The 25912-nt window shown below is 71.3% G+C and carries 18 protein-coding genes; 7 read left to right on the top strand and 11 right to left on the bottom strand.

The genetic code is table 11. The features are described from left to right. Positions 1-15 precede the first annotated feature (15 nt). The 3 genes from ACFP2T_RS25255 to cysC form a co-directional block, all read right to left on the bottom strand. A complete protein-coding gene (locus ACFP2T_RS25255) occupies positions 16-795 on the bottom strand; it encodes a DeoR/GlpR family DNA-binding transcription regulator (protein ID WP_377425504.1) in 780 nt (259 codons plus the stop codon). Then, positions 795-2936 (bottom strand): beta-galactosidase, encoded by a 2142-nt coding sequence (locus tag ACFP2T_RS25250; protein WP_377425502.1) that lies wholly within the window; start codon positions 2934-2936, stop codon positions 795-797. Before ACFP2T_RS25250 ends, ACFP2T_RS25255 begins: the two co-directional genes overlap by 1 nt. 120 nt (positions 2937-3056) lie before the next feature. Continuing rightward, positions 3057-4586, bottom strand: a complete 1530-nt coding sequence (gene cysC, locus ACFP2T_RS25245; RefSeq protein WP_377425499.1) for an adenylyl-sulfate kinase — start codon at positions 4584-4586, stop codon at positions 3057-3059. A 309-nt stretch (positions 4587-4895) separates the two neighbouring features. Between cysC and ACFP2T_RS25240 the strand changes: the two genes are divergently transcribed. The 5 genes from ACFP2T_RS25240 to ACFP2T_RS25220 all read left to right on the top strand — a co-directional run bounded on the left by ACFP2T_RS25240 (position 4896) and on the right by ACFP2T_RS25220 (position 9090). After that, on the top strand, positions 4896-5849 hold the full coding sequence (locus ACFP2T_RS25240) for an ABC transporter ATP-binding protein (RefSeq protein ID WP_377425497.1): 954 nt from the start codon (positions 4896-4898) through the stop codon (positions 5847-5849). Continuing rightward, entirely contained in the window at positions 5846-6730 is an 885-nt protein-coding gene (locus tag ACFP2T_RS25235) for an ABC transporter permease subunit (protein WP_377425495.1), read from the top strand. Before ACFP2T_RS25240 ends, ACFP2T_RS25235 begins: the two co-directional genes overlap by 4 nt. Positions 6731-6782: 52 nt before the next feature. Continuing rightward, positions 6783-7694, top strand: a complete 912-nt coding sequence (locus tag ACFP2T_RS25230; RefSeq protein ID WP_377425492.1) for an ABC transporter ATP-binding protein — start codon at positions 6783-6785, stop codon at positions 7692-7694. Between the two features lie 5 nt (positions 7695-7699). Then, positions 7700-8410, top strand: coding sequence for an ABC transporter permease (locus ACFP2T_RS25225; RefSeq protein ID WP_377425488.1), 711 nt, complete (start codon positions 7700-7702; stop codon positions 8408-8410). A 182-nt stretch (positions 8411-8592) separates the two neighbouring features. Next, positions 8593-9090 (top strand): hypothetical protein, encoded by a 498-nt coding sequence (locus tag ACFP2T_RS25220; protein WP_377425486.1) that lies wholly within the window; start codon positions 8593-8595, stop codon positions 9088-9090. Between the two features lie 78 nt (positions 9091-9168). Here the strand turns inward: ACFP2T_RS25220 and ppc are convergent, their stop codons facing one another. Then, positions 9169-11955 carry a phosphoenolpyruvate carboxylase gene (gene ppc, locus ACFP2T_RS25215; protein ID WP_377425483.1) on the bottom strand — a complete coding sequence of 929 codons (2787 nt, stop codon included), beginning with the start codon at positions 11953-11955 and terminating at the stop codon, positions 9169-9171. Positions 11956-12235: 280 nt separating this feature from the next. After that, complete coding sequence (locus tag ACFP2T_RS25210) at positions 12236-13093, bottom strand: hypothetical protein (RefSeq protein WP_377425480.1); 858 nt, start codon at positions 13091-13093, stop codon at positions 12236-12238. 99 nt (positions 13094-13192) lie between these two features. Here ACFP2T_RS25210 and ACFP2T_RS25205 point away from each other — a divergent pair, with 99 nt between their 5' ends. Both ACFP2T_RS25205 and ACFP2T_RS25200 read left to right on the top strand, forming a co-directional pair. Next, positions 13193-14248: a S66 family peptidase gene (locus ACFP2T_RS25205; protein WP_377425478.1), complete on the top strand. Its 1056-nt coding sequence runs from the start codon at positions 13193-13195 to the stop codon at positions 14246-14248. A gap of 236 nt (positions 14249-14484) precedes the next feature. Continuing rightward, complete coding sequence (locus tag ACFP2T_RS25200) at positions 14485-15456, top strand: alpha/beta fold hydrolase (protein ID WP_377425476.1); 972 nt, start codon at positions 14485-14487, stop codon at positions 15454-15456. On the opposite strand, the gene fxsT is transcribed toward ACFP2T_RS25200, so the two are convergent. The 6 genes from fxsT to ACFP2T_RS25170 all read right to left on the bottom strand — a co-directional run bounded on the left by fxsT (position 15450) and on the right by ACFP2T_RS25170 (position 25697). Further along, on the bottom strand, positions 15450-19406 hold the full coding sequence (gene fxsT, locus ACFP2T_RS25195) for an FxSxx-COOH system tetratricopeptide repeat protein (protein ID WP_377425475.1): 3957 nt from the start codon (positions 19404-19406) through the stop codon (positions 15450-15452). The two genes, ACFP2T_RS25200 and fxsT, sit on opposite strands and share 7 nt — an antisense overlap. Beyond that, on the bottom strand, positions 19403-20554 hold the full coding sequence (locus ACFP2T_RS25190; RefSeq protein WP_377425472.1) for a TIR-like protein FxsC: 1152 nt from the start codon (positions 20552-20554) through the stop codon (positions 19403-19405). The genes fxsT and ACFP2T_RS25190 overlap by 4 nt, the downstream gene beginning before the upstream one ends. After that, positions 20541-21224 (bottom strand): TIR-like protein FxsC, encoded by a 684-nt coding sequence (locus ACFP2T_RS25185; protein ID WP_377425469.1) that lies wholly within the window; start codon positions 21222-21224, stop codon positions 20541-20543. The genes ACFP2T_RS25190 and ACFP2T_RS25185 overlap by 14 nt, the downstream gene beginning before the upstream one ends. Positions 21225-21319: 95 nt before the next feature. Next, entirely contained in the window at positions 21320-22120 is an 801-nt protein-coding gene (locus ACFP2T_RS25180) for an AAC(3) family N-acetyltransferase (protein ID WP_377425466.1), read from the bottom strand. Then, positions 22117-24456, bottom strand: coding sequence for an FxsB family cyclophane-forming radical SAM/SPASM peptide maturase (locus ACFP2T_RS25175; RefSeq protein WP_377425463.1), 2340 nt, complete (start codon positions 24454-24456; stop codon positions 22117-22119). The genes ACFP2T_RS25180 and ACFP2T_RS25175 overlap by 4 nt, the downstream gene beginning before the upstream one ends. A gap of 428 nt (positions 24457-24884) precedes the next feature. Beyond that, complete coding sequence (locus tag ACFP2T_RS25170; RefSeq protein ID WP_377425460.1) at positions 24885-25697, bottom strand: TetR/AcrR family transcriptional regulator; 813 nt, start codon at positions 25695-25697, stop codon at positions 24885-24887. Positions 25698-25912 lie beyond the last annotated feature (215 nt).

The raw sequence follows: 25912 nt of genomic DNA, 5'->3' as shown, positions 1-25912 counted from the left end.
CCCCGCTCCGTTTGTTCATGCCGACAGCTCGCAGATCAGTAGTTCGGTGACCTGGGCGGCCAGGGCCGTCCGGGCCGGTTCGGGCAGGTGGGCGTCGGAGACGACGGTGTGCGCCTCGGACAGTTCGGCGAACGAGGAGATGCCGACGGTCGCCCACTTGGTGTGGTCGGCGAGTACCACCAGTCGGTCCGCCGAGGCCAGCAGCGCCCGGTTCGTCTCGGCCTCCAACAGGTTCGGCGTGCTGAAGCCGGCCCGCTCGCTCATTCCGTGCACGCCGAGGAAGACCAGGTCCAGGTGGAGCGACCGGATCGCCGCGACCGCCACCGGCCCGACCAGCGCGTCGGACGGTGTGCGTACCCCGCCGGTGAGCACCACCGTCTGGTCCGGGCGTCCGGACCGGTGCAGGATCTCGGCGACCGGGATCGAGTTGGTGACCACGGTCAGCGCCGGTATCCCGGTCAGCCGGTGGGCGAGTTCGGCGGTGGTCGTACCGGCGGAGAGCGCGACCGCCATCCCCGGGGTGACCAGCCCGGCGGCCTCCCGGGCGATGGCGGCCTTCTCGGCCCGCTGCCGGACGGACTTGGCCGCGAAACCCGGCTCGTCGGTCGAGCCGGGCTGGGCCGTGGTCGCCCCGCCGTGCACCTTGGCCAGCAGGCCGCGTTCGGCCAGCGCCTCCAGGTCGCGTCGGATCGTCATGTCGGAGACGCCGAACTCGGCGGCCAGTTCGGTCACCCGGACCCCGCCAGCGGTGCGGACGCGGCTCAGGATCGCCTCCTGGCGTTGCTGGGCCAGCATCAGCGTCTGGCCCCGGTGGGCGGCTCCGCGCCGGCTCCCCGCCGGGCGGACGGCTCCGCGGACCGCTCCGCGCCGGCTCCCCGCCTGGCGGGCGGCTCCGCGGACTGCTTCGCGCCCGTCCGCTGCGCCGGGAGCGGCTGCCCGGCGAGCACGGTGACGCCGTGCGGTTCGACCCTGGTCGGGCCGGTCCATTGGACACCGGTGAGCAGGTCGACCCCGGCCGCGTCGACCTCCGCCGGCCGGTCACCGTGGTTGAGCAGGAACAGGTACGACCGTCCGTCCGGGTGCCGTCGCCGTATCGCCTCGACTCCGGGTACGGGTACCTGGGTGGGCCCGGCACCGGCGGTGTCCGCCACGGTGGTCAGCAGGCGACCGAGCGCGGCGTCGTCCAGTCGGGTGCCGAGGTACCAGGCCGGACCGCCGGCACCGGTCCGGCGGGTGATCGCGGGACCGCCCGGAACGGGACCGTCGGCGTACCGGGCCAGTACCTCGGCGTCCGGCGCGGTCAGCGCCTCCGTCCAGACCGCCGCCGTCGCGCCGTCGTCGAGTCGTACCGTGCCGGCGGCGGGCAGCGGGAAGAACTCCTCGACCCGGATGCCGAGCAGTTCCGCGAAGGCGCCGGGCAGGGGGGCCGGCCGGACCTGGTCCCGCTCGTCGACCAGCCCGCTGTACGGGCCGACGACCAGGGTGCCGCCGGACCGGACGTACCCGGTGAGGTTGTCGATCCCCGCGTCGTCCACGGCGTAGAGCGCCGGGGCCAGCACCAGCCGGTACCCGCTCAGGTCGGCGCCGGGCAGGGCGAGGTCGGCGGTGATCCCGGCCCGCCAGAGCGCGCTGTGCCAGCGCCGGATCTCGTCGAACGCGACCATGTCCGTGCTGGGCTGGTTGGCCGCCTCCTGGGCCCAGACGCTGCCGTAGTCGAGCAGTACCGCGACGTCCGCCTCGGTCCGGGAGCCCTCGATCTCGGCCAGCGCCCGCAGGTGGCCGCCGAGCTGGACCACCTCACGCCAGATCTTCGAGTCGGTCCCGGCGTGCGGCAGCATCGCCGAGTGCCACTTCTCCGAGCCGGCCCGGCTGGCCCGCCACTGGAAGAAGAGCGCGCCCTCCGAGCCCCGGGCCACGTGCGCCAGGGCGTCCCGGACGAGCTGTCCGGCCGGTTTGGCCAGGTTGCGGGGCTGCCAGTTGACCGCGCTGGTGGAATGCTCCATCAGCAGCCACGGCCCACCGGCCAGCGATCGGCTCAGGTCGGCGGCGAACGCGATCTGGGCCGGCAGTTCGAGCGGGTGCTCGCCGAGCAGGTAGTGGTCGTTGGAGAGCAGCCGGTCCGGGCCGGTGAGTTCCCGGCCCCAGTCCCAGTAGTCGAGGTTGACGCAGCTCGCGGTCATCAGGTTGGTGGTCACCGGTACGCCGGGGGAGAGCCGGTGCAGCAGGTCCCGTTCGGCGGTGAAACAGGCCAGGTGCTCGTCCGAACTGAACCGCTTGAAGTCCAGCACCTGCCCCGGGTTCGACGAGGTCGGGGTGGCCCGGGGCGGTTGCACCTGCGCCCAGTCGGTGTACGTCTGCGACCAGAACGCCGTACCCCATGCCGCGTTGAGACCGTCGAGGTCGCCGTACCGGTGCTGGAGCCAGCTCCGGAACGCGGCGGCCGAGGTGTCGCAGTAGCAGTGCGCGTTGTGACAGGCGTACTCGTTGTGCACGTGCCAGACGGCCAGCGCGGGATGGTCGGAGTAACGCCGGGCGAGTTGCTCGGTCAGGGCCAGTGCGGCCTGCCGGTACTCGGGGGAGCTGGCGCAGATCGCCTGTCGGCTGCCGTACGTGAGGCGTCGGCCGTCGGCGTCCACCGGCAACGTCTCGGGGTGTGCGTACGAGAACCAGGGCGGCGGCGAGGCGGTGGCGGTGGCCAGGCAGACCTTGATCCCGCCGGCGTGCAGCCCGTCCATGATCCGGTCCAGCCGGTCGAAGGCGTACCGCCCGGGGGCCGGTTCCAGCCAGGCCCAGGCGAAGACGCCCACGGTGACCAGGTTGACCCCGGCCTCCCGCATCAGCGCTACGTCCTCCGGCCACACCTGCTCGGGCCATTGTTCGGGGTTGTAGTCGCCGCCATAGCTCAGGCCGTCGATGCCCGGCACCAGACTTCCCACACCCGCCTCCACCGTGCTCGCACGCAATCCAACAGATACGAACACTAGCGCTCAGGTGGGGGTGTTAAGAAGGGGCCCTTCCTATGCAGAAAGCGATAAGAAGGGGCCCTTCCTTACACCTCAGGCGGGTTGTAGGCGGGGTTCTACCCAGCCGGTTTCCGTTAGGCGGGTTAGGACCGTGCGGATGCAGTCCTCGATTGGGAGGTCGGTGGTGTCCAGCACCAGGTCGGCGTCGGTCGGTTCCTCGTACGGGTCGTCGATGCCGGTCATCCCGGTGAGCTGACCGGCTCGGGCGCGGGCGTACAGGCCCTTCCGGTCCCGCTGCTCGCAGACCGCCAGCGGGGTGGCGACGTGGATCAGCATGAACCCGGCGCCGGCGGCCTGGGCCATCTCCCGGGCGGCGGACCGGGCCCGGGCGTACGGCGCGATCGGGCAGCAGATCGCCAGCCCCCGGTGCCGGGCCACCTCGGCGGCGACCCAGCCGATCCGGCGTACGTTGAGATCGCGGTCGGCCCGGCTGAAACCGAGGCCTGCGGAGAGTTCCCGCCGGACCACGTCGCCGTCGAGCAGGGTGACCGTCCGGTCCCCGCTTTCCCGCAGCGCGTCGGCCAGGCCCCGGGCGATCGTCGACTTGCCCGAGCCGGAGAGCCCGGTGAAGAAGACCACGAGTCCCCGGTGCCGACGGGGTGGTCGGGCCCGGGTCAGCTCCTTGGCCACGGCCGGCGGGGTGTGCCACTCGGGCAACGGGAAGCCCCGGTCGAGCAGGTCGTCGATCTCCTCCTGGCTCAGCGCCAGTCGCCGGTTGCGGGGCGGGATGTCGTCCCGCCACCGCCACTGGCCGTCCCGGTTGTCGTAGGCCAGCTCTCGCGGCACCAGCATCCGCAGCCCGCCGCCGGTGAGCATCTCGGTGGTGGAGAGGACGTGGGTCACCCCGTAGGCGCGGGCCACCCGGGCCCGGAGGAGTGCGTCCCAGACCTCGTCGCCGCGCCGGGCGATCGGCACCGCGACGATGGTGGCCGGCGGCATCCGGTCCCGCGCCCCGAACACGCTCCGCACCAGTACCTCCGGCGGCAGCCCGTCCGGACTGCTGTCGGCGACCGGGATGAGGATGAGCAGGTGGGCGGCGAGCGTCCGGACCGCGTGGGCGATCTGCGCCAGTTGTGGGCGGTGCAGCGGACGGTCGGCGATCACCCCGAGCACCCGGCCCGGCGGCAGCAGTTCGCGGACCTCGCCCGGCGCCCGGCGTAGCCGCTGGAACGGGCCGTGCCCGCCGTCGCCGATCCGGCGGACGGTGCCGCCCACGCCGTACGCGCCCTGACGGTTCGGCCAGAGGTCGGTGACCTCCAGCAGCGCGGTCGGCGCCCCCTCGGGATCGGTGAGGACCAGTCCGCGTTCGGCCGGATTGGCCAGGTCGAGTCCCTTGGTCAGCTCGGGCGGGATCTGCAGGGTCACCGGTACCGGCCAGGGCGTGGCGTTGGCGAGCCGCCCACGCCGGGCCACCGAAGCCAGGTCGGCACGACCCATGAAGCCGTCGAGCGGGGCGTACGCCCCGGAGAGCAGCAACTCCAGGTCGGCCAGCTCAAAGGGGCGCGGCGTGTACGCCGGAGCGTCACGCAGCAACTCGTCGGGCAGCACCCACCCGTTGCTCATCGCACTCCCCACTACCCCGCCGGCCCACAGTTTCTCAGCCTGCCGCCGATCGGTCGAGACCGCCACTCCCGATTGGACGTCCCGATCGGCAGCACGGTGTTCGATCGGTGGCCACGAGGAGATTACCCAACCGACGGGAGTTCGGAAGCGTCGAATGACCGGGCCAACCGGATCGGTGGTCCGGGGCACCAGGTTGGCTGGTTTTGTCCGTCCGGCCGTGCCGGATTAGGGGGCGCCCGCAAGGATCAGGGGAACCCTCAGGGTCTGTCCCGGACCCACTGCGGGGCGCCGGGGCTCTAGGGTGACGGCGTGACACTGATCGCGACCCAGTCGCTGACCAAGACGTACGGCAACCGGGTGACCGCGCTGTCCGACCTGACGGTCACCGTAGAGCCGGGGATCGTCGGTCTGGTCGGGGCCAACGGGGCCGGCAAGTCGACCTTCATCAAGATCATGCTAGGTCTGCTCGGCCCGACCAGCGGGCAGGCCAGGGTGCTCGGGCTCGACCCGACCGTGGACGGGCACGAGGTCCGGACCCGGGTCGGCTACATGCCCGAGCACGACTGCCTCCCGCCGGACCTGTCGGCCGCCGAGTTCGTCACGCACATGGGACGGATGAGTGGGCTGCCTCGGACGACCGCCCGGGAACGGGCCTCCGAGACGCTGCGGCACGTCGGCCTCTACGAGGAGCGCTACCGGCAGGTCGGCGGTTACTCGACCGGGATGAAGCAGCGGGTCAAGCTGGCCCAGGCGCTGGTGCACGATCCGGATCTGCTGCTGCTCGACGAGCCGACCAACGGCCTGGACCCGGCCGGTCGGGACGCCATGCTCGCCCTGATCGAACGGATCGGCACCGAGTTCGGCATCTCCGTGCTGGTCTGCTCGCACCTGCTCGGCGAGGTCGAACGGATCTGTGACGCCCTCGTCGCGATCGAGGGCGGCCGGTTGCTCCGGTCCGCGCAGCTCTCCGACATGACCACGGTGACCGAGGTGCTCTCGATCGAGGTCAGCGAGGGAACCGAGGAGTTGGCCGCCCGGCTGACCGAGGTGGGCCTGTCGGTACGCGCCGAAGGTCAACTGCTGCTCGTACCGCTGCTCGACGACACGACGTACGACCTGATCCTGACCGCCGTCGCCGAACTGGACCTGCCGTTGCACCGGCTCGACCAGCGGCGGCACCGGGTCGCGGAACTCTTCGCCACCGAGCCGGCCCAGCCGGATGACCTGGCCGACGCCGGCACCACCTGGGGAGGACTCCAGTGACCACGCTCGACGCCCAGCAGGCCGCCAGGCCGACCGGGGTCATCCATGACATCGGCTACCAGCGGTACTCCGGTCCCCGGCTCGGCCGGCGACACATCGTCGGTGCGCTGTTCCTGCACGGACTACGGGCCGCCTTCGGGCTCGGCCGCACCGCGAAGGCGAAGATCTTCCCGTGGCTGGTGGTCGGGGTGGTCGGAGTCGTCGCCGTGGTGCTGACGGCGGTACGGGCCCAGACCGGCGAGGTGGTGCTGCGCTACGCCGAGTTTCCCGAGGTACTGACGATCCTGATCATCTTCTTCTGCGCCATCGTCGCACCGGAACTCGCCTCCCGCGACCTGCACAGCGGCGTGATGCCGCTGTACTTCGCCCGCCCGCTGCACCGCGCCGACTACGCGCTGGCCCGGCTGGCGTCCCTGATCTGCGCGACCTTCCTGCTGCTGGCCGGGCCGATGACGGTGATGTTCGCCGGTGCCGCGTTCACCGTGGGCGACGTCGGCCTGGTGTGGGACGAGTTCGGTGACTACATGGCCGCGTTGGCCTACGTCGCCGTCCACGCGCTGGTCTTCGGTGCGGTGGCGCTGCTGATCTCGTCGGTGATCCGGCGGCGCGCCATCGCGGCCGGGGCGATCGTGGGTGCCTTCATGCTCACCACCCCGATCGTGGTGGTGCTGACCCTGATGCCGAACGCGACCGCGAACCAGCTTGCCGGCCTCGCCAGCCCGGTCAGCCTGGTCAGCGGGGTCGGCGACTGGGTGTTCGAGTCGACCGGCGAGGCCGGCATCGGCGGCTACGGCCCGCTGTACGGCTTCGTCACGGTCGCCCTGGTCACCGGCTGCGTCCTGCTGCTGCTCGCCCGCTACCGGAAGGTTGCCGCCAAATGAGCGCGAGAAGCGCGCGTTCCGTGAGCCGGTCGGGAATGAAAGGTCGCTCAGCATGACGAACGTGGACCTCAACGGCGTGTCCCGCTGGTACGGCAACGTGGTGGCGGTCAACGACGTGACGATGAGTCTCGGCACCGGGGTGACCGGCCTGCTGGGACCGAACGGCGCCGGCAAGACGACCGTGCTGCACATGATGGCCGGGTTCCTCGCCCCCTCCCGGGGCACGGTGTCGCTCGGCGGTGAACCCACCTGGCGTAACCCGGCCGTCTACCGCCGACTCGGCCTGGTCACCGAGCGCGAGGCCGTCTACGACTTCCTCAGCGGGTACGAGTTCGTGCTGGCCAGCGCCCGGCTGCACGGGCTGGCCCAGCCGGACACGGCGGCGCAGCGGGCGATCGACCTGGTGGAACTGGCCGACGCCCAGGACCGCCGGATCGGCACCTACTCCAAGGGCATGCGCCAGCGGGCGCGGGTCGCCGCCGCGCTCGTGCACGATCCCGAGGTGCTGCTGCTCGACGAGCCGTTCAACGGCATGGATCCGCGACAGCGGATGCACATGATGGAGCTGCTGCACTCGCTCGGCGGTGCCGGCCGGACCATCCTGTTCAGCTCGCACATCCTGGAGGAGGTCGAGCAGGTCTCCGGCACGGTCCAGGTGATCGTCTCGGGCCGGCTGGCGGCCTCCGGCGACTTCCGGACGATCCGGCGGCTGATGACCAACCGGCCGCACGTCTTCGCGGTGCAGTCCAGCGACGACCGGCGGTTGGCGGTCGAGCTGATGGGCCAGCCGTCGGTCAACGGCGTGGACATCGACCGCGACGGACTGACCGTCCGGGCCGGTGACTACGGCAGCTTCACCCGGGCCCTGCCGAAGATCGCCCTGGCTTCGGGCATCCGGGTACGCCGGCTGCTGCCGTCGGACGAGTCCCTGGAGAGTGTCTTCTCCTACCTTGTGGAGGCGTGAGACCGGTGTCGACTATCTCCTGGATCACCGCACGCGGTCTCTTCGGCCGTCGGCGGTTCCTGCTGTTGTTCCCGCTGCCGATGCTGCTGGTCCTGCTGGCGGCGATGTCCCGGGCGGCCGGGGTCGACCCGGGTCAGTGGGGTTCGCCGATCATCTACGGCCTCGGCCTCGGGGTGGTGCTGCCGGTCATCGCGCTCATCGTCGGTACCGCGGTGCTGGGTTCCGAGATCGACGACGGGACCCTGGTGCACGTCCTGACGAAGCCGTTGCCCCGCTGGCAGATCGTGCTGCCCAAGCTCGGGGTGGCCACCCTGGTCACCGCGCTGACCGCCGCCGTTCCGCTCTACGTCGCCGGGGTGCTGGCCAATTCGATCCGGTTCGGGCTGGGGCTGGTGGTGGCCACCGCGGTCGGTGCGCTGGTCTACTCGGCCTTCTTCCTGGCACTCAGCCTGGTCACCCGCCGTCCGGTGCTGCTCGGCCTGGTGTACGTGCTGATCTGGGAGGGTCTGCTCGGCAACGTGGTCAGCGGTACGACGGTGTTGTCGATCCAGCACTACGTGATGACGGTGGCCGACACGATCGCGCCGACGACGTTGCTGGAGGGCAAGGTGTCGCTGCCGGTGGCGATCGTGATGTCCGGCGTCTTCACGGTCGGCTTCACCGTGCTCGCCATCGACCGCCTCCGCTCGTTCAGCGTGGCCGGCGAGACGAGCTGACCGAGCCGTCCACGCTGGTCGTCGAGGCCACGATCGACCTTGTCGACCAGCGTGGTCAGGGGACGACCGTCGGGATCCGGTCCCTCCAGTCGCGCTACAGATTCTGTCCAGTGCCGGGCGCCATAGTCGGTTTCTCCCGATGGCGGAGTCGCCCCATCGGAACCCGACCGAGGAGCTGGCACATGAGTCGACTGTTCGCCGGATCGAGGTCCGGCATCGTAACCCCGCTGCGGCTGGCGGTGACCGCGCTGGTCATGGTGGCAGCGTCTGCCTTCATCGCGGCACCAGCCTCTGCGGCACCGGCACCGGCACCGGCACCGGCACCTGCGCCTGCACCGGCCGGCGATCTCGCCGCGGGCAAGGGCCACCCGGTGGCCACGGAGATCTTCACCATCCAGAAGACGAAGCCCGACCTGTCCCGGATGACGGCGATCCGGGCGTCCAGCAAGACCGCCGCCGTGTCGCAGTTCAACTGCTACTACGGGTACTACCCGCCGGGCTACTCCATCGACTTCTACTGCGAGGTCTACACCGGTGCGATCCAGATCTACCTGGAATGCACCGATCCGCTGATCCGTGGGTTCAGCCCGGTAATGCCGGCGGTGGGGGCGTACAGCATTCGCGCCGTCTGCGGGCCGCCAGCGGTGTGGTCCTACTTCAACGTCGTGGACGCGTTCTAGCGGCTCTCGTCAACCGAGCCGGGGCGGCCGAGCTGAATGCCGGTCGCCCTGGCCCCTGCGTTCCCGGGGGAAGTACACCTAGCCGGTGTTGCGCATGCCGGCGGCGATGCCGTTGACGGTGGTCAGCAGGGCCCGTTCCAACGCCGTACCGTCGCCGGGGGCGCGTCGACCGCCCGGGGCGGTGGCCACGGCCCGTCCGGCGGCCCCCGAGTCGCGATACTGCCGCAGCAGGGCCACCTGGAGGTGGTGCAGCGGCTCCAGGTAGGTGTCCCGGACGGCCAGCGTACGTTGCAGCACCGGCGAGTTCTCCAGCAGCGCGGGTGAGGAGGTGATGGCCAGCACCTCACGCTTGGTCAGCTCGTACTCGGCCTCGATCATGTGGAAGATCGGGTGCAGCGGCTCCGGCACCAGGGTCTCGACGTACCGCCGGGCGATGTTGAGGTCGGTCTTGCTCAGCATCATCTCGACGTTCGACAGGAACGTCCCGAAGAAGTGCCAGGCCCGGTGCATCTCGCAGAGGACGTCGAACATTCCGGCCTCGCGGGCGGCGGCCAGCCCGGAGCCGACGCCGAACCAGCCGGGGACGATCTGCCGGGTCTGGGTCCAGCCGAAGACCCACGGGATCGCGCGCAGCCCGCCGAGCCCGGCCCCGGTGTTGGGGCGTTTCGCCGGCCGCGAGCCGATGTTGAGCGCGCCGAGCAGTTCGGTCGGGGTGGAGGCCCAGAAGTACGCGGGCAGGTCAGGGTTCTCGACCAGCGACCGGTACGACCGGTACGCGGCACCGGAGACGACGTCCATCGTGGAGTCCCACCGGTCCAGCGCCTCGGCGGGTTGGCGCGGGGTGGTGTGCAGCAGCGTGCTCTGCAACACGGCGGCCAGGGTCAACTCCAGGTTCTCCCGGGCCAGCGACGGCAGGGTGTACTTGTCGGAGATGACCTCACCCTGCTCGGTCACCTTGATCTCGCCGTCCAGCGTGCCGTACGGCTGGGCCAGGATCGCCTCGTGCGTCGGCCCGCCGCCCCGGCCGACCGTACCGCCCCGGCCGTGGAAGAGCCGCAGCCGTACGTTGTGCCGGGCGGCCACGTCCCGCAGCGCGCGCTGGGCGCGGTGGATGGACCACTGCGAGGTGGTGATGCCCGCCTCCTTGTTGGAGTCGGAGTAGCCGAGCATCACCTCCTGCACGTCGCCCCGGGCCGCCACCAGCGACCGGTACGCCGGCAGTGAGAGCAGTTCGTCGAGCAGTTCGCCACCGGCGTCGAGTTCGGCCGGGGTCTCCAGCAGCGGGACGAAGCCGATCCGGGCCCGGCCGGTGTGCACGTCGACCAGTCCGGCCTCCCGGGCCAGCACCACCGCCGCGAGTACGTCGTCCACGCCGAGCGTCATCGAGATGATGTACGACTCGATCACCTCGACGCCGAACCGCTCCTGGACCTCCCGGATCGTGCCGAAGACGTCGAAGGTCTTCCGGGCCGCCTCGGTCAGCGGGGTGTCCATGGTGGACAGCGGTCGGCGCCCGGTCAGCTCTTCGGCGAGGAGTTTGGTCCGCTCCGTCCGGCTCAGCGCCGCGTAGTCGGGCACCTCGCCGACAGCCGTGTAGAACTGCCCGAGCACGGCGTGGTGCGCCTCGGCGTGCTCCCGGATGTCCATCGTGGCCAGGTGCGGGCCGAACGCCGCGACCGTCCTGATCGCCGAGGCGAGCCGACCGACGGCGGTGAGCTGGCCGGAGTTGCGGGCCAGCGAGGCGCGCATCAGTTCCAGGTCGGCGAGCAGGTCGGCGGAGCCCCGGTAGTCCCGGCCCGACACGTGCGGGGTGCCCTGGCCCAGTCGGCGCCGGGTGTTGGCCAGCTTCGCCCGGACGCACCGCGCCTTGAGCCGGTACGGCTCCTCGGCGTTCACCCGGCGGAACCGGGCCGCCACCTCGGGCAGCGCGTCCAGGTCCTTGGCGAGGCTGGCGGAGAGGTCGAGCGAGACCCCGCGCAGCCGCCGGGAGACCGAGATCTCGTTGATCAGCGACTCCATCGCCGCCTCGGTCGCCTGGATGCCGTGCTCGTACTGGATCAACAGCACGTCCCGGGTGACCTGCGGGGTGACGAAGGGGTTGCCGTCCCGGTCCCCGCCGATCCAGGTGCCGAACGTCAGCGGCCGGGCCGTCGGCGCGGTCTCCACGCCCAGCCCGCGCAGGGTGTCGGCGAGATCGTCGAGCACCTGGGGCGCCGCCTCGGCGTACAGGTCCCGCAGGTAGTAGATGGCGTTGCGGGCCTCGTCGGTCGGATCCGGCCGGTCGAGCCGCAGCTCGTCGGTCTGCCACAGCAGGTCGAGGAGTTCGGCGAGTCGCCGGTTGGCCGGGCCCTCGTCGCTGGCGCCGTACAGGATGGCGGCCGCCGCCTCGGCGTCGAGCTCGTCGGCGACGGCACGCAGCTTGGAGAGGATCGACCGGCGGGCCGCCTCGGTGGGGTGGGCGGTGAAGACCGGACGGACGGCGAGCCGGCGCGCGGCCGAGGCGATCTCCTCCGGCGGCACCCCCCGCTCGCGGATCAGCCGGGCGGCCTGGTCCAGCCAGCCGCCGTGCGCGGCCCGCTGCCGGCGCAGGTCCCGGGACCGGTGTACCTGTTCGGTGATGTTGGCCAGGTGGAAGTAGGTGGAGAAGGCGCGGGCCAGCTTGGTGCCGGTGGTCACGTCCATCGCGCCGAGCCGCCCGGCGGCGGCCTCGGCGTCGTGCCGGACCAGGGCGCGGATCTCCTCGACCAGGTCGAGGAGCGGCGGGCCCTCCTGCCGGGCGAGGGTCTGACCGAGGAGCTTGCCGAGCCGGCGGATGTCAGCGCGCAGCGCCGCGTCCGGGCCGTCGTGATCATGCTGGTCGGTCACCGTGCGCTCCTTGATCGAGTACGGAGGACAGCGCTGTCCGACACCGTGGATGTTATCGGCGGCCGGTCGCCGACGCGAACGTGGTCCGCGCCGAACCGATCGTCGCCGTACACCCGTCGAGCGTATCCGGCCGGGGGTAGCCGCAGGTCAGCCGATCGTGTTTGCGGCAGGCCGAACTGTGGGCCGGTGATCGTTAGCTTGCTCACCCGGGCGCCGCCCGGCCCGGTCGGCGGTGGCGTCGGTCACCGCCGACCGAGCGGTCGACGGTGACCGGCGTTGATCACCAGGTGATCGGGCAGCGTCCGGCGCTGAAGTGGGTGACGGCCGCCATGATCTCCGCCTCCGGCTTGTCGGCGAAGTTCAGCGTGGCGGTGAAGCCGGAGCCGTAGAAGAGTTTCAGCAGGCCGGCGTCGACGGCCGTGAAGGCGCCCAGGTTGCTGTCGGCCCGCGGGTCGCGGGGCTTGACCACCACCATCTTCTCCAGGCTCCACCGGCGCCGGGAGATGTGCGCGATGCCCTCCCAGGGCAGCCAGATCGCCTGGCCACGGGTGGGACGGGTCTTGATCCACATTCCGGCCGGGCCGACCGCCATCACCGGCCCGCCCGAGGCGATGAGCCACAGTTGGAAGCCGAGTGGCAGCGCGATCAGCACCAGCATGCAGCCGAAGAAGGCGAGCGCACCGAGGATGGACCCGCTGCCGCCGGCACCGGAGGTGTCCGAGTTCAGCAGGCCGACTCCGACGACGCAGATGATCAGGCTGAGCGGCAGCACGGCGACCGAGCCGAGCAGCAGGCCCCGCTTGAGCGCGTTCGGACGTACCACGAACGGCTGGTCCTCGGGGATCCGCTTGGTGGTCGGCGGAGGCGCCGACGGTTGTCCGCCCGGCACTCCCGGCGCCGGGCCGTACCCGGGCGGCGGACCGTAGCCGGGCGCGGCGCCGTACCCGGGCGGAGGGCCGTACCCGGGCGGTGGTCCGTAGCCGGGGGGTGGTCCGTAGCCGGGGGCGGCGCCGTACCCGGGCGGTGCTCCGTAGCCCGGCGGCGGAGGCCCGGGTGGGCCGGAGGCTGGCGGGCCGGACGCGGGTGGACCGGAGTCGGGTGGCTGCCACCCGGGTCCGGGCGGGGGAGGAGTGGTCACGAGAACTCCGGCATCTCTCGGGCCGTCGGGTGGACGATCAGGGTACGACGACAGGGCTTCCCGTGGAGATCCCGTCCGGCCCGGCACTACCCTCTCGGCATGCCCGATCTCTCCATCCCGAGGCCGAGGTACCCGGCCAAGCCCCGCCCGGGGGACCGGGTCGCGGTGCTCTCCCCGTCCGCCGGACTGCCGGCGATCTTTCCCGAGGCGTACGAACTCGGCCTGCGCCGGCTGCGCACCGAACTCGACCTGGTCCCGGTGGAGTATCCGACGACCCGGGTGATGGACGCCGACCCACGGGACCGGGCCCGCGATCTCACCGCGGCGTTCGCGGATCCGTCGGTGACGGCGGTGCTGGCCAGCATCGGCGGCGAGGACCAGATCCGGGTCATCCCGCACCTGGACGACGCGGTGCTGCGGGCCAACCCGAAGCCGTTCTACGGCTACTCCGACAACACGAACCTGCTCGCCCACCTGTTCGACCTGGGCATCGTCGGCTACCACGGCGGATCGGTCATGGTGCACCTCGGCCGGGGCGGGGCGATGCACCCGATGACCCTCGACTCGCTGCGGACCGCACTGTTCGACACCGGGTGGCACGAACTGCCGGAGGTCACCGAGTACACCGACGAGCCCGGCGACTGGCGCGACCCGACCGGGCTCGACCGGGCCCCGACCATGTACCCGGCCTCCGGCTGGACCTGGTACGGCCCGCGACGACTGGTCGAGGGGCGGATCTGGGGCGGCAACCTGGAGGTGCTGTCCTGGCTGCTCCGGGCCGGCCGGATCGGGCCGAGCGAGGCGTACGCGGGATGTGTGCTGCTGGTCGAGACGTCCGAGGAACTGCCGTCGGACGTCGAGGTGTACCGGATTCTGCGGGACATGGGGGAGCGGGGGCTGCTGGGCGGCTTTCCCGCCGTACTGGTCGGCCGGGCGAAGGCGTGGGACCGCGACCGGCCGAACGACCCGGAGCAGAAGCGGGCGTACGCGCGGGCGCAGCGGGACGCGGTACGCCGGGCCTGCGCCGAGTACGCCCCGGACGCCGTACTCGTCTTCGACCTGGAGATCGGACACACCGATCCGCAGTTGATCGTCCCGTACGGCGGCGAGGTCCGGGTCGACGCGACCGCGAAGCGGATCACCGTCCGATATTGACCGGGGTTGCGGGTGGCGCGACGCGTACGTCAGGCTGTGCCTGCCGATGTGCTGGAAGGCGATCGCCGGTCAGCGTCGTTTCCGACAGATCCGGCTTGGTGTCGCGCGTGCCGTAGCGGCGTGCACCGATGGACGGTTACGCTCGAAGACTGAGCGGAGTTCGGTACGACCTGGCGGAATTCACTCCGCGACGAGGATGACTGAAGTTGGTGGGGCAGCACTGAGAGGCGGCTAGGGTGGCCCGAGAAGGGGAGCCGGCAGAATCCGAATTCGCGTATCGCGCCGACAGCAAGCGCGTGGCGTACGAGGTTTCCGGTGCTCCCGACGGCTTCCCGGTCTTCCTGATGCACGGCACCCCGGGCAGCCGTACGGGCCCGGCACCGCGCGGCATCGTCCTGCACCGGCTCGGGGTCAAGCTGATCAGCTACGACCGCCCCGGCTACGGCGACTCGGACCGCGTCGAGGGCCGGCACGTCGCCGACGCCGCCCGGGACGTCGAGTTGATTGCCGACACGTTGGGACTGGAGCGATTCTCGATCGCCGGCCGTTCGGGTGGCGGACCGCACGCCCTCGCCTGTGCCGCCGACGAGCACCTGCGCCGCCGGGTCGTCCGGGTGGCGGTCCTGGTCAGTCCCGCCCCCTCGGACGCGGCCGAGCTGGACTGGTTCGACGGCATGAACGCGGGAAACGTCCGCGGCTTCGGCGCCGGCGCCACCGACACCGTGTCGATGGTGGAGGAGATCCGCCGACGCGCCGAGCGGGCCGCCGAGGACCCGAGGTTCCTGCTCGAGGACCTGATGCGGGAGATGCCCGCCGCCGACCGGCGGGTGGTGAACAGCCCGGCGATCCGGCGACTCCTCGCCGACACCTACGAGATCGCGATGAAGACCGGTCCGTACGGGTGGATCGACGACGTACTGGCACTGCGCCGGAGCTGGAAGTTCGACCTGGGGGACATCGATGCCAGGGCGACGAAGATCCGGCTGTGGCACGGGGCCGAGGACACGTTCGCCCCGGTCAGCCACGCGCAGTGGCTTGGCGCCCAACTTCCCGGGGCCGAGATAGAGGTCCAGCCCGGCGCGGCGCACTTCGACGCCGTGGAGGCGCTGCCGCGCATCCTGCACTGGCTCGCCACGCCCGCGCTCGCCACGCCCGCGCCCGCCCCTGTGGCCCGGAACGTGCTGATCGGCGCACCCACCGGTCAGTAGGGGTGCGGGTCGAGCAACCGGCGCACATAGCGTCCCTCCCGCAACGCCGTGACGCTCGGGTGATGCTGGCCGACCCGGTCCGCGAGCCGGTCGGCGATCCGCATCCGCGCGATGCTCGCCGCCGCCGGTGACTGCTCCTGGCCGGCGGTGGCCAGGTTCCCCTGGCTACGCAGCGCGTCCGGATGGTCCTCGCCGAGCAGTTCGCCCATGCGGTCGACGATGGCCGTCAACTGGGTGTGGCCCAGCTCCGGTTTCCCGGAGAGGATGGTGAAGACCGCCAGGTTGTTCGCCGCAGCCATGGTGAACGGGTGCGCGTCGCCCAGCGTGTCGGCCAGCGACCGCGCGGTGGCGGTCGTCAACGCCAGGCTGGCCGTTTGGTTGCCGACGTCCCACAGCGTCACGCCCAGGTTCTTCCGGCACACCAGTACGTAGGGGTGTTCGGCGCCGAACAGTTTGACGAACATCTGTTCGACCTCGACCAGTTCCAGGCGGGCCTGTTCGACCTTGCCCGACATCTGGAGGGTGGTGGCTCGGCTGAGCCGGGCGAACATGGTGTCCGGATTCGCTGGTCCGAGGCTCGCCCGGAGTCGTTCGCAGGCCTCGTCGAGCAGCTCCGCCGCCCTGTCGAGCTCTCCCATGCTGCGCAACGAAGCGGCCAGATTGGTCTTCGAGACGAGGACGTCCCGGGACTGGTCGCCGAAGAGGTTGCGGTAACCCTCCACCACCCCCTGGAGCAGGGTCACCGATGCCTTGTAGTCGCCGGCCTCCCGCAGGTCCCGCGCCAGGTTGTTGGCCGTTGTCAGGCTACGGGGATTGTCGGGGCCGAGCACCACCCGCAGCCGGCGGTGGGCGCTCCCGTCGCCGTCCAGGGCGCGCCGGAAGTCGCCGATGAGGCGGTAGGACGCGGCGAGGTTGTTCGCGGCGATGAGCGTGCGGCGGTTGTCCTCGCCGAACACCTCGACCGAGGCCGCGTACGTCTTCAGGTCGCGGTCGAGTGCGTCGCCGTACCGGCCGAGGGCACGCAGGTCGCCGCCGTAGCCGCCGGCCGTCATCAGCGTGTGCGGGTGGGTCTCGCCGATCAGCTCCTCCTGCTGGCGCAGGATCTCCTCGTCGAGCCGGTGCGCCTCGGCGAACCGGCCGAGACTCCGGATCAGGTTCGCCTTGTTGAACTGCAGGTGTAGCAGCTGGACCTGCAGTTTGCGGTGCCGCTGGCTGTCCGGGGACAGCCCGGTCAGCAGCTCCGCCCAGGCCGCCTCCGCCTGCTCGGCGTACTCGAGGCCCTGCTCGTAGCCGCCCAGCAGATAGATGTACCGGATCCGGTCGATGACCAACTGCCGGACGTTCTCGTCCGGGCAGGAGACGGCGCCCGAGCCGTCGAGGTGCGGCCAGAGGATGCGGAACCCCGGGTGCGACGCCGGGTCGTCGACCTCGCCGGAGGGGCGGGACCCCGCGAGGACCAGGTGTACGTCGTGCTGCACCTCGGCCAGCTCATCCGTCGACATCCGGGCGCGAAGGGCGGCCTGGAGGAGCCGGTGGACCTGCACCTGCTGCGCCTGGAAGTCGACCTTGATCAGTGCGAGTCGGTTGATCCGCTGCACGAGCGCGGCCGCGATGTCCCGCTCGGAGACCCGGTCCGCGACCCGGGCCGCGACCATCGGGTCGTACGCCGCGATCACCTTCGCGACCTGGTCGCCGTAGAGCAGGTCGAGTGATATCTCCGGTGCCAGCACGGAGGCGAGCTGGAGCAGCCGGTACGCGCCGGCGGACCCTTCCTTCAGCCGTTCCAGGGACTGGTCCCACGGATCTCTCGCCGGCCCGCTCCGTTCCAGCCCGGCCAGGTAGTCGACCACCGGGGTGCCGGTGTCCGCGAGCCACGCGCCCGCCATCTCGACGAAGATCGGTACGTTCTCGACGGCATCGGCGACCTCCCCCGCCTCGGCGACGCCGATCGAGTCTTCGCCGATCCGGGTGCGCAGGTACGCCACGCTCTCCGCCCGCTCGAACGCCGCCACGTCGACCGCCCGGGCCAGGTCCCCCCACTCCGGATTCCTGGTCGTGACGAGGATGTGGCCCTTGCCCTGCTGCGGGAGGAAGTCCCGGACATGGTCGTACTGGTCGGCGTTGTCGAAGATGAGCAGCCACTGCATCGGTGCCCCGCCGTCGGGACGCCGGTCGGCCCGGGTCAGCTGCTGTCGCACCGCCCGGGTCATCTCCGGCACGGTCGGCTGGTGGGGGATGCCGAGTTCCGGGCCGAGGTCGCCGACCCTGATGTCGACGAACTGGGGCGGGTCCGCCGGGACCCACCAGATGACGTCGTACGCGCCACGGAACCGGTGGGCGTACTCGATCGCGAGCTGGGTCTTGCCGATCCCCGCTCCGCCGCGCAGCGCCACCGGCATCCCCTCGGTGCTACCGGCCTTCAACTCCTCACGGAGTTTCAACAGCAGTTGCTCGCGGCCGGTGAACCGGGCGTTGCGGGCGGGCGGGTTGAACACCGCCGCCGTGACGCCCGGGTAGCGGATGCCGCGCACGCCCGGCCCGCCCTCGCCCGGCTGTACCCGATCGACGAGTTCGAGCAGCAGCCGGCTCGCCTCGCTGGCGGTGAGTTCGTGCAGGGAGATCCGGTTGCCCACCGGGACGTCGGGGGCGGGTGTCGAGTCGTCGACGTACACCGCGAGTGGCGGGGACGCGGAGGTGCGGGACAGGCCCGGGTGGAACTGGTCGTGGTGGGCGGCCAGATAGGCCCGGGAGAGCAGCACCAGATCGCGGAACGCGGTCCCGGTCGCCACCGCTGCCGGTGCGGTCACCGGCTGGGTCACCGGTGCGGTCAGCACCCGCAGACCCGCCGCGCTGAGTACGGCGTGCACCCACTCCGCCCAGGCCTGGTCCGCCGGAACGTACCGGAGGACGATCAGCTCGTCGACGATCGCCGGCTTGCGCTCGAACCGGCTGACCGTCCGCCGGCGCAGCGCCTCGTCCATCGGCGGCAGCGAGGTGATCCGATTGCCGGTGATGTGCGCGGTCAGCCGCTCGTACGCCGACAGCAGCGTGGTCTGGCTGCCCGGCACGTCGCCGAAGGTGGCGAGGGTCTCCTCGTAGGCGTAGTAGACCCGGTAGGGCACCGCGAGGGTGAGCCAGTAGACCTGCCGTTCGTTGTCCGTCATCCCGGCCGGCAGCCCGGCGAAGCGTTGCATCGCCACCGCCAGGCCGGCATCGGCCTTTGCCTTCTCGCCCTCGTCGACGCGCATCGGCACGGGCAGCACCCGTCGTGCCCGCGCGCCCACGTAGTCCTGGACCCGGGCAGCGACGGACGCGGCGCCGTCGATGCCCTGTTCGCTCAGGGTGAAGCAGTCGACCAGCACGTCGGGCAGGTGGATGGTGCAGATCTCGGCGACGTCGCTGATCCCGGTCCGGCTGTCGATCAGCGTGTAGTCGTAATGCCGCTTCATGTCCTCGCGCAACGCGTCGAAGAACAGCGCGCCGCCGAGCCGGTTGTAGAAGTTGTCCCAGTTGAGGCCGGTGACGTTGCCGGGATAGTCCGGGGTGTGCTTGCCTGCGAGCAGCAGGTCGAGGCTGCCACCGCCCGGGAAGTCCCAGCCGATGGTGAAGGCGTACTTGTGGACCTTGGCGTACCGGCGGTGCCAGTCGGGCGGGGGCGTGCCGGCCGAGGGCTGCCCCGCCGCGCTCGCCTCCTTGTGCCGGCGGGTGTTCTCCCACTCGTACTCGAGGATCAGGTCCATCACGCCGCCGGTGGTGGCCACCTGATCCGGCTCCAGGAACGGGGCGAAGAACCGGTGCAGGCCCGGTGACTCCAGGTCCCAGTCGGCGACCAGCACCCGCTGGCCGTTCGCGGCCAGGATCCACGCGGTGTTGGCCAGCGCCATCGTGCGGCCGGTGCCACCCTTGTACGAATAGAAGGTGATGACCTGGCCGTCACGCTCCGGGGTCATAGGTCCTCCTCCTGCGGTTGCCGTACGTTGAAGGTCTCGCCCGGCCGAAGGCTCGGTCGCGATCGTGCCGGCCCGGCCGGCGGATTCACCGGACCGTGCCGCAGGAACTGTCGGCGTGCCTCGATCACCAGCTGCGGTGCGGTCCGCTCGAACTCGTCCGCCTCGCGTACCGGCCGCACCGGAGGGAATCCGGCGTTCCGCAGGGTGTCGGCGATCACCTCGGCGGTCGCGCCGGGATCGGCGGCGATGACCAGCGGCACCACCCAGCGTGGCAGCCCGTCGATCGCGGCTCGGACCGCGGCCTCGCCCAGATCGCTGTTGATCAGCACGATGGCCGGGCTGTCCGGCGCCTGGTCCCGGGCCAGCCCGAACTCGACCACCCGGGTCGGCAGGCCCAGCCGCGCGGCCGTGGCCGCGACGTGGTCGGCCACCGCCAACTCGTGCACCGGGTACGGCCGCCAGTTCGCCCTGCCATCCGGCGCCAGCACGGTGACCAGCAGCGCGGTGTCGTCCCCGTCGGTCGTCGGACTGTCGCTCACCGCTGTCGCCGCTGACCGGGGGAGCGGCTCCCCCTCCGTCACCGCGATGATCCGCTTGGCCAGCGTCTCCACGATCCTGGCGTACTGGCGCTGGTAGAAGCGGAGCATGCAGAACGCCCGCAGGCCGTTCTCGGCGTACTCGGTGTCGTCGCCGACCAACTCCAGCGCCTCGGTCGTCTCGGGGCGGTCGTCCCAGGGCGGCAGCGGAATCCACAGCACCGGCAGAACGTGCCGGTCGGCCTCGCTCCTGCGGAGCTTCGCCAGCCGGGACCAGAACGAGGCGCGCTCACCGAGGGCCCAGGTGTTGCTGAAGTAGTTCGGCGAGTAGAGCGGCACGAAGACGTGCGCGACGCTGAGCGCCTCGGTGAGTACCTGCTTGAGGTCGGCGCCCGGGGTGACCAGGCCGTCGAAGAACCCGATGTCGGTCTCTCCGGTCCGGGTGACGCCGGCGCGCACCGCGTCGCGCAGGTCGTTGAAGAACTTGGTGACCCAGTAGTCGGTGTCCGGTTTGGCCGCCGCGGAGAGCGGGACGGAGTGCGCGTAGCTCAGGAAGAAGTAGGTGTCGGGGCGGGCACCGGCGCTACCCGGGACGCGGTCAGCCCAGCTCATGCGCGTCCTCCTCGAACGTGTCACGGAGTTCCGTCAGTCTCTCCGGGACGCGCGGCTCGACCCAGTGCGTGTGGAACGCCCGGGCGACCCTCTGGGCCAGTCGCCAGACCACCGCGTCGTACGCCTCCTTGCCGTTCGCACCGAGGCTCAGCAGGCCGTAGATGCCCTCGTCCCGGTACTGCGGGGCGATGTGCGGCGGTAGCCGGGTCGGTTGAAACATCTGCCGCTGCGAAATGGCCCACGGGACCTGCCTGCCGCCCACTGCCGACCAGTTGACCGGGATGATCGGGGCCTCCCCCGGTGTCGCCTCGGCGCCGGGACGCAGCTTGTACGGGCGTCGGGCGAACGCGTCCCATTCGCGGGCGCACCACCTGCTGTTCATGTACTTGGCGGAGATGAGCGCGACGAAGACCTGAGAGTGCCCCGCCGCGAATGCCAGATCCTCGGTCCACATCTGCCCCCCGTCGAGGACGGCCTGGTCCATGAAGCCGGCCGTACCGCCGGCCGGCAGACCGAGCAACTGGACCACGTGGTCGGAGAGGTCGACGAAGAGTTGGAAGGCCTTCTGGTTCGTGTCACGTTGTGGTGCCGCCGTAGGGTGCGTCGCCCGGGCATAGCTGAGGAAGAAGGCGGGCGCCCTTGGGTGCGCTCGGAATTCGTCCTCGGTCACCGACCGCTCCCAGTGGGTGGAGACGCATTTCGACGGCCAACAGTCCCGTTGCTGCCAACAGTATCGACATCGGCAACCCTTTCGAACTATCACAGCTACGGTTTGCGATGTTCATCCATCCATCGGCCGGCGTAGTCGACGGCGGGTCGCATCCGGATCAGCCGGCAGAGTGCGCCGCCCACTCGGCCGATCCGGACGAACGACATGTCGTCGAGTGCTCGGCCGATCAGTGGGAAGTCCCCGTCGTCCAGGTCCAGCGCGCGGAAGTCGCGCCGGACCCGCCTGCCCTGGTGGTCGAGCAGGTAGGCACGGTACGCCCGATGGGGCGCCGGTCGACGGCGCCGGTATTCGGCGAGGTGCAGGGCGGTGCAGGCGGAGTAGTCGACGCCGAGCAGCAGGACCAGGGCGTCGGCCGCGTAGAGCGCGCCGAGCGGTGACCGCTCCCCGAGATGACACTCCAGGTCGTGTACGGCGGTCACCGCCGCCGCGTCGGCGCCGAGCGCGGCGAACGACACCTGCGGGTGGTGGCTGCGTACCGCGTCGTCGCGCTGTCGCAGGTGCTCCGCCAGTGCACCCATGCCCTGCGACGGACTGTTGGCCGGGTCGAATGGCGGGATCCGGGCCTCCGCCGCCGCAACCTGCTCGGCGCTCAGCCCCGCCGTCGCCGCCAGGAACGCCCGGGACGTGATGGAGTTTCCCGGAGTCTGTGTCGGCATCACCACGGTCCCGGCCTCGCCCAGCACGTCCAGCAACGCCGCCAGCAGCGTGGCCGGACCACCGGGCACCGGTTCGATCCGTGACATGGCACAGTTCACCAGGACGGTCGCACCGCCCGGTATGCCCAGCGCCCGCAGCCCGGCGGCCAGCCCGGCACGCCCGATCACCTCGACGGTCACTCCCAGGCGTCCAATGTCTCGCGCATCCGCCCCACGAAGCGCTCACCGGACGCGGTCAGGGCGCCGAGGTCGAGCAGGTCGTCCATCGCGGTCGCCGTCCAGTCCCGGTATTGCCGGAACTGCTCGACGGCGGAACCCGACCACTTCCCGGCGCGGGACCGGTCACGCCAGAGGTCCGCCACCGCGAGGTGTGCGTAGATGCCGTGCAGCACGCCACCGACCGGGCGGGGATCTTCCCGCCAGGGCACGACGATCCTCCGGGTCTCGCCCGGGTCGTACAACTCGCAGACGTCCAGCACGGCGTTCAACTTCAGGTGTTGCACCTCGTGGACCAGCAGGATCGCCAGGGCCAGGTCATCGGGCGCCGGCGCGACGGCGACCGCGCCGAACGCCGCCGAGGCCGAGGCACTGCGCTGCCAGCCGGCGTCGTCCGGCCGGAGCGGTACGACGGCGTGCAGCAGCGTCTGGACGCTCGCGGCGTACCCGGGGGCCTCGGCATCGATCCACCGGACCGCCCGGTCCAGCTGCCCGGCCCAGCGTGCCGCCGCGCTGTCGGACAGCCGGCCGGCGACCGGGTACGGGCGGTAGCAGTCCCGGTGCGGGTCGGTGTCCTCCAGCAGCAGCGGTCGGCCGCCGGCCGGTACGTGGCGCACCGGTTGCCAGCCCGGCCCGTTGCCGGCACCGCCCGGCCGCACGGTGTCGACGTCACCGTCGGCGCGTACCCGGAACTGCCCCGGGGAGGCGGTGAACAGCGCCGTGTCGGTGCCCGGGCCCACGGCCAGCGCACCGACCGTGGGTAGGGTCAACATCCCGTTCCGGACCGGCACGACCAGCTCGGTCCCGTGTCCGGCGTGCACCGCGGCGGCCGCCGCGACGCACGCCAGATACGGCAGCTCGGCGGCGGTGGACCGGGACGAGGGGTCCAGACAGGTCTGTGCCCAGCTCCGCACGAACGGATGGGTCAGGACGGCCCGCACGGCGGCCGGCGCCTCGACGTCGAGCCGGACCAGCAGGTCCCAGCCGTCCTCCGCGACCGGCACCCCGGCCACCCGCGCGCCGAGCGTGACCAGTAGCGCGCGGGTCATCCCGAGATGGATGTCGGCGAGCTGCCGGACCGAATCGTCGGTCCCGCGCCCCGAGCCGAGGTCGTCGAGCACCGGCTGGCTCAGCTCCTCGGAACGGTGTGGCCGGTCCGGGACGTTCGGTGACGGGTACGCGGTGGTGGACATCGACCGGATCAGTTCCTTCAGGTCGGCACAGTAGACCGATGGGTTGTCGAAACCGCTGCCGGACCGGTACCGGTGGGCGAAGAGCCCGCCACCGCACTGCCGGACCAGCGCGCACGCCCGGCAGGTCGCGGAGAGCCCGGCCACGCCGGCCTGTCGGACGGCGATCATCGGGTGCGACGCCACGTCGTCCACCCGGTGGGCGAAGACGTCCAGTCCGGTCGCCGGTGCGCCGTCGAAGGCGGACTTCAGGGAGTCGACCTGCTCGAACGTGCCGTCGGTCTCGATGACGGCCAGGTCGGCCGGGGTCAGCCCGACGGCCTCGGTCCGGCTGCCGCCGCCGGCCGCGACGGCGATCAGGGACTCCAGCAACCGGATCGGCATCGGTCGGTCGTCCGCCGACCAGCGGCGGTGGATCGCCAGCAACCAGGCGGCGTACGGGGTCGGCTCACCCTCGGGACGGGCCGGTGGACGGTCCCAGTTGGCGTGCGGTAGTAGGAAGTCGACCTGCGGCGGCTCCTCGGCCAGCAGGGCCTCGTACACCCGGATCGGGTCGTTGGCGAGATCGATCGTGCACAGTAGACCGGCGTATTGCGGGCGGTAGGCGGGACGGCGCAGCAGCGCGAGGGCCGACCGCACCCGGGCGTGACTGCTCGCGCCGTTGGCGTACCGGCGGTGCCGGTCGTTGGCGGCGAGGTCGCCGTCGAGCGAGATGCCGATCCGGACGTCGTACTCGGTGAGCACGTCGCAGATCTCCGGGGTGAGCAGTACGCCGTTGGACTGCATCCGCAGGTCGAGCCGGGTCACCGGGTCGAGCCACCGCCGCAGTTCGGCGGCGGTACGGCGCAGTCCCGCGGCACCGGCGAGCAACGGCTCGCCGCCGTGCAGGACGACCCGGACCGATTCGAGTTCGTGTGCGGTCGCGTGTTCCGCGATCCGCTTCGCCGTCATCGTCACCGTGGCCGGCGTCATGACGAACGGCTGGCGCCGCCAGCTCTGGTCGGGGTGCTCGTAGACGTAGCAGTGGTCGCAGGCGAGGTCGCAGCGGCTGACCAGCTTCACCACGTATTGACTGAGGGCGGTGGCGCGGCCGGACCGGGCCGACCGCATTGTGGAACTGCTGGGATCAGATCGAGGAGTAGAAGGCTGCGACATCAACGGCCGCCTGGCGGTCCCTCTCGGGATCGGTCGAGCGTGCCACGGCGTGGGCCCGGGCGAGCGGGATCCGGCCGAGCGGCGTGCGCCGGAGGTCATCCAGCGGTGGCGGGGTGGTCGGCGTCGATTCCGACTGGCCTGGGATGCGATCCACGGGTTTCCCCCATCGGACTTGAAGGGTCGCGGGCGGTCACCTTGCGGTAGGTTGCACGACGGTCGTGAACGAGCATATATAAAACCGTGGGTGAAGTCACCGCTGCTGTACGTTGTTTCCCCAGGGCTGGGACGGTGTTTCCGGCAATCTTGAGTTCGACCTGGCTGCCCGGACCGGGCCCGACCACAGTGGAGATACGATCCGCCGGCGGAGCCATTTCTCCGCCGGACTACTGACGGGTCGCCTCGATGGTGCGCTCGATGCCGTCGAGCAGGAGTCGCAACCCGAACTCGTACGCGTCGACCATCGCCTCGGCGGTGCCGACGAATCCGTCCGCCTCCCAGGTCCGGGTCATCGCGGGAAACCGCTCGACGTCGAAATGGTCCTCCCAGAACGAGTTCCGGTCCGACCACCACTCGTCGGTCGACTGTCCGGTCGCCCGCTCGGCCTGCTCGCTCTCCGCCTGCTGGCCGGCGGCGGCGTCGACGAAGGTGGCGATCGCGTCCGTGGCGGCGACCACCTGCCGGGCGGACAGGCCGGTGTCGGCCAGCGCCGCGAGCAGGTACTCCCGCTGGCCGAGCAGACCCGGCCCGAGCGGCGGGCGCACCATGGAGACCTCCCGGAGCCATGGATGACGCCGGTACGCGGCCCGGGTCCGCTCCGCGTACAGGACGATCCGGGCCCGCCAGCCCGACGGGCGTACGTCGTCCGGGCCGGGCAGGTCACGCTCGCTCAGCACGCTGTCCACCATCAGGTCGATCAGTTCGGCCTTGCCCGGGACGTACGTGTAGAGCGACATCGTGCCGACCCCGACCTCCTCGGCGACCCGGGCCATCGACATCGTGGCCAGTCCGTCCCGGTCGGCCACGGCGACGGCGGCGAGCCGGATCTGTGCCAGGGTCAGCCGAGGTGGGCGTCCCCGGGCGGGTTTCCCGGCCGACCCCGGGCGACCTGCCGACGGCTGGGCACTCCAGAGCAGCGCCAGGGTCCGGACGGGATCTCCACCGCCACTGCGCTCCACCGACATGGTCCGCCTCTCCACGGGTACGCCCTGATCGTATGTTCTCGTATCCTGTACGCGAATGGCGGCCGGACGCGGTCCGAACATCCGGGTTCCGGACGGGTCGGCGGGCGGAACCGCCCCACCGGCATCGCCGGGTTGTCGCCGCCTGGTCGCCCCGGCGATGGCAGGACCCCCGCGGCCGGGACTCCAACAAACATCCCCTGCTCAGGCCGCCCCACTGCCGGCCGCCAGCC

Origin of the sequence: Plantactinospora solaniradicis, from assembly GCF_042658085.1 — a bacterium.
Lineage (GTDB): Bacteria > Actinomycetota > Actinomycetes > Mycobacteriales > Micromonosporaceae > Plantactinospora > Plantactinospora solaniradicis.
This window is presented reverse-complemented; position numbering and strand designations above follow the sequence as displayed.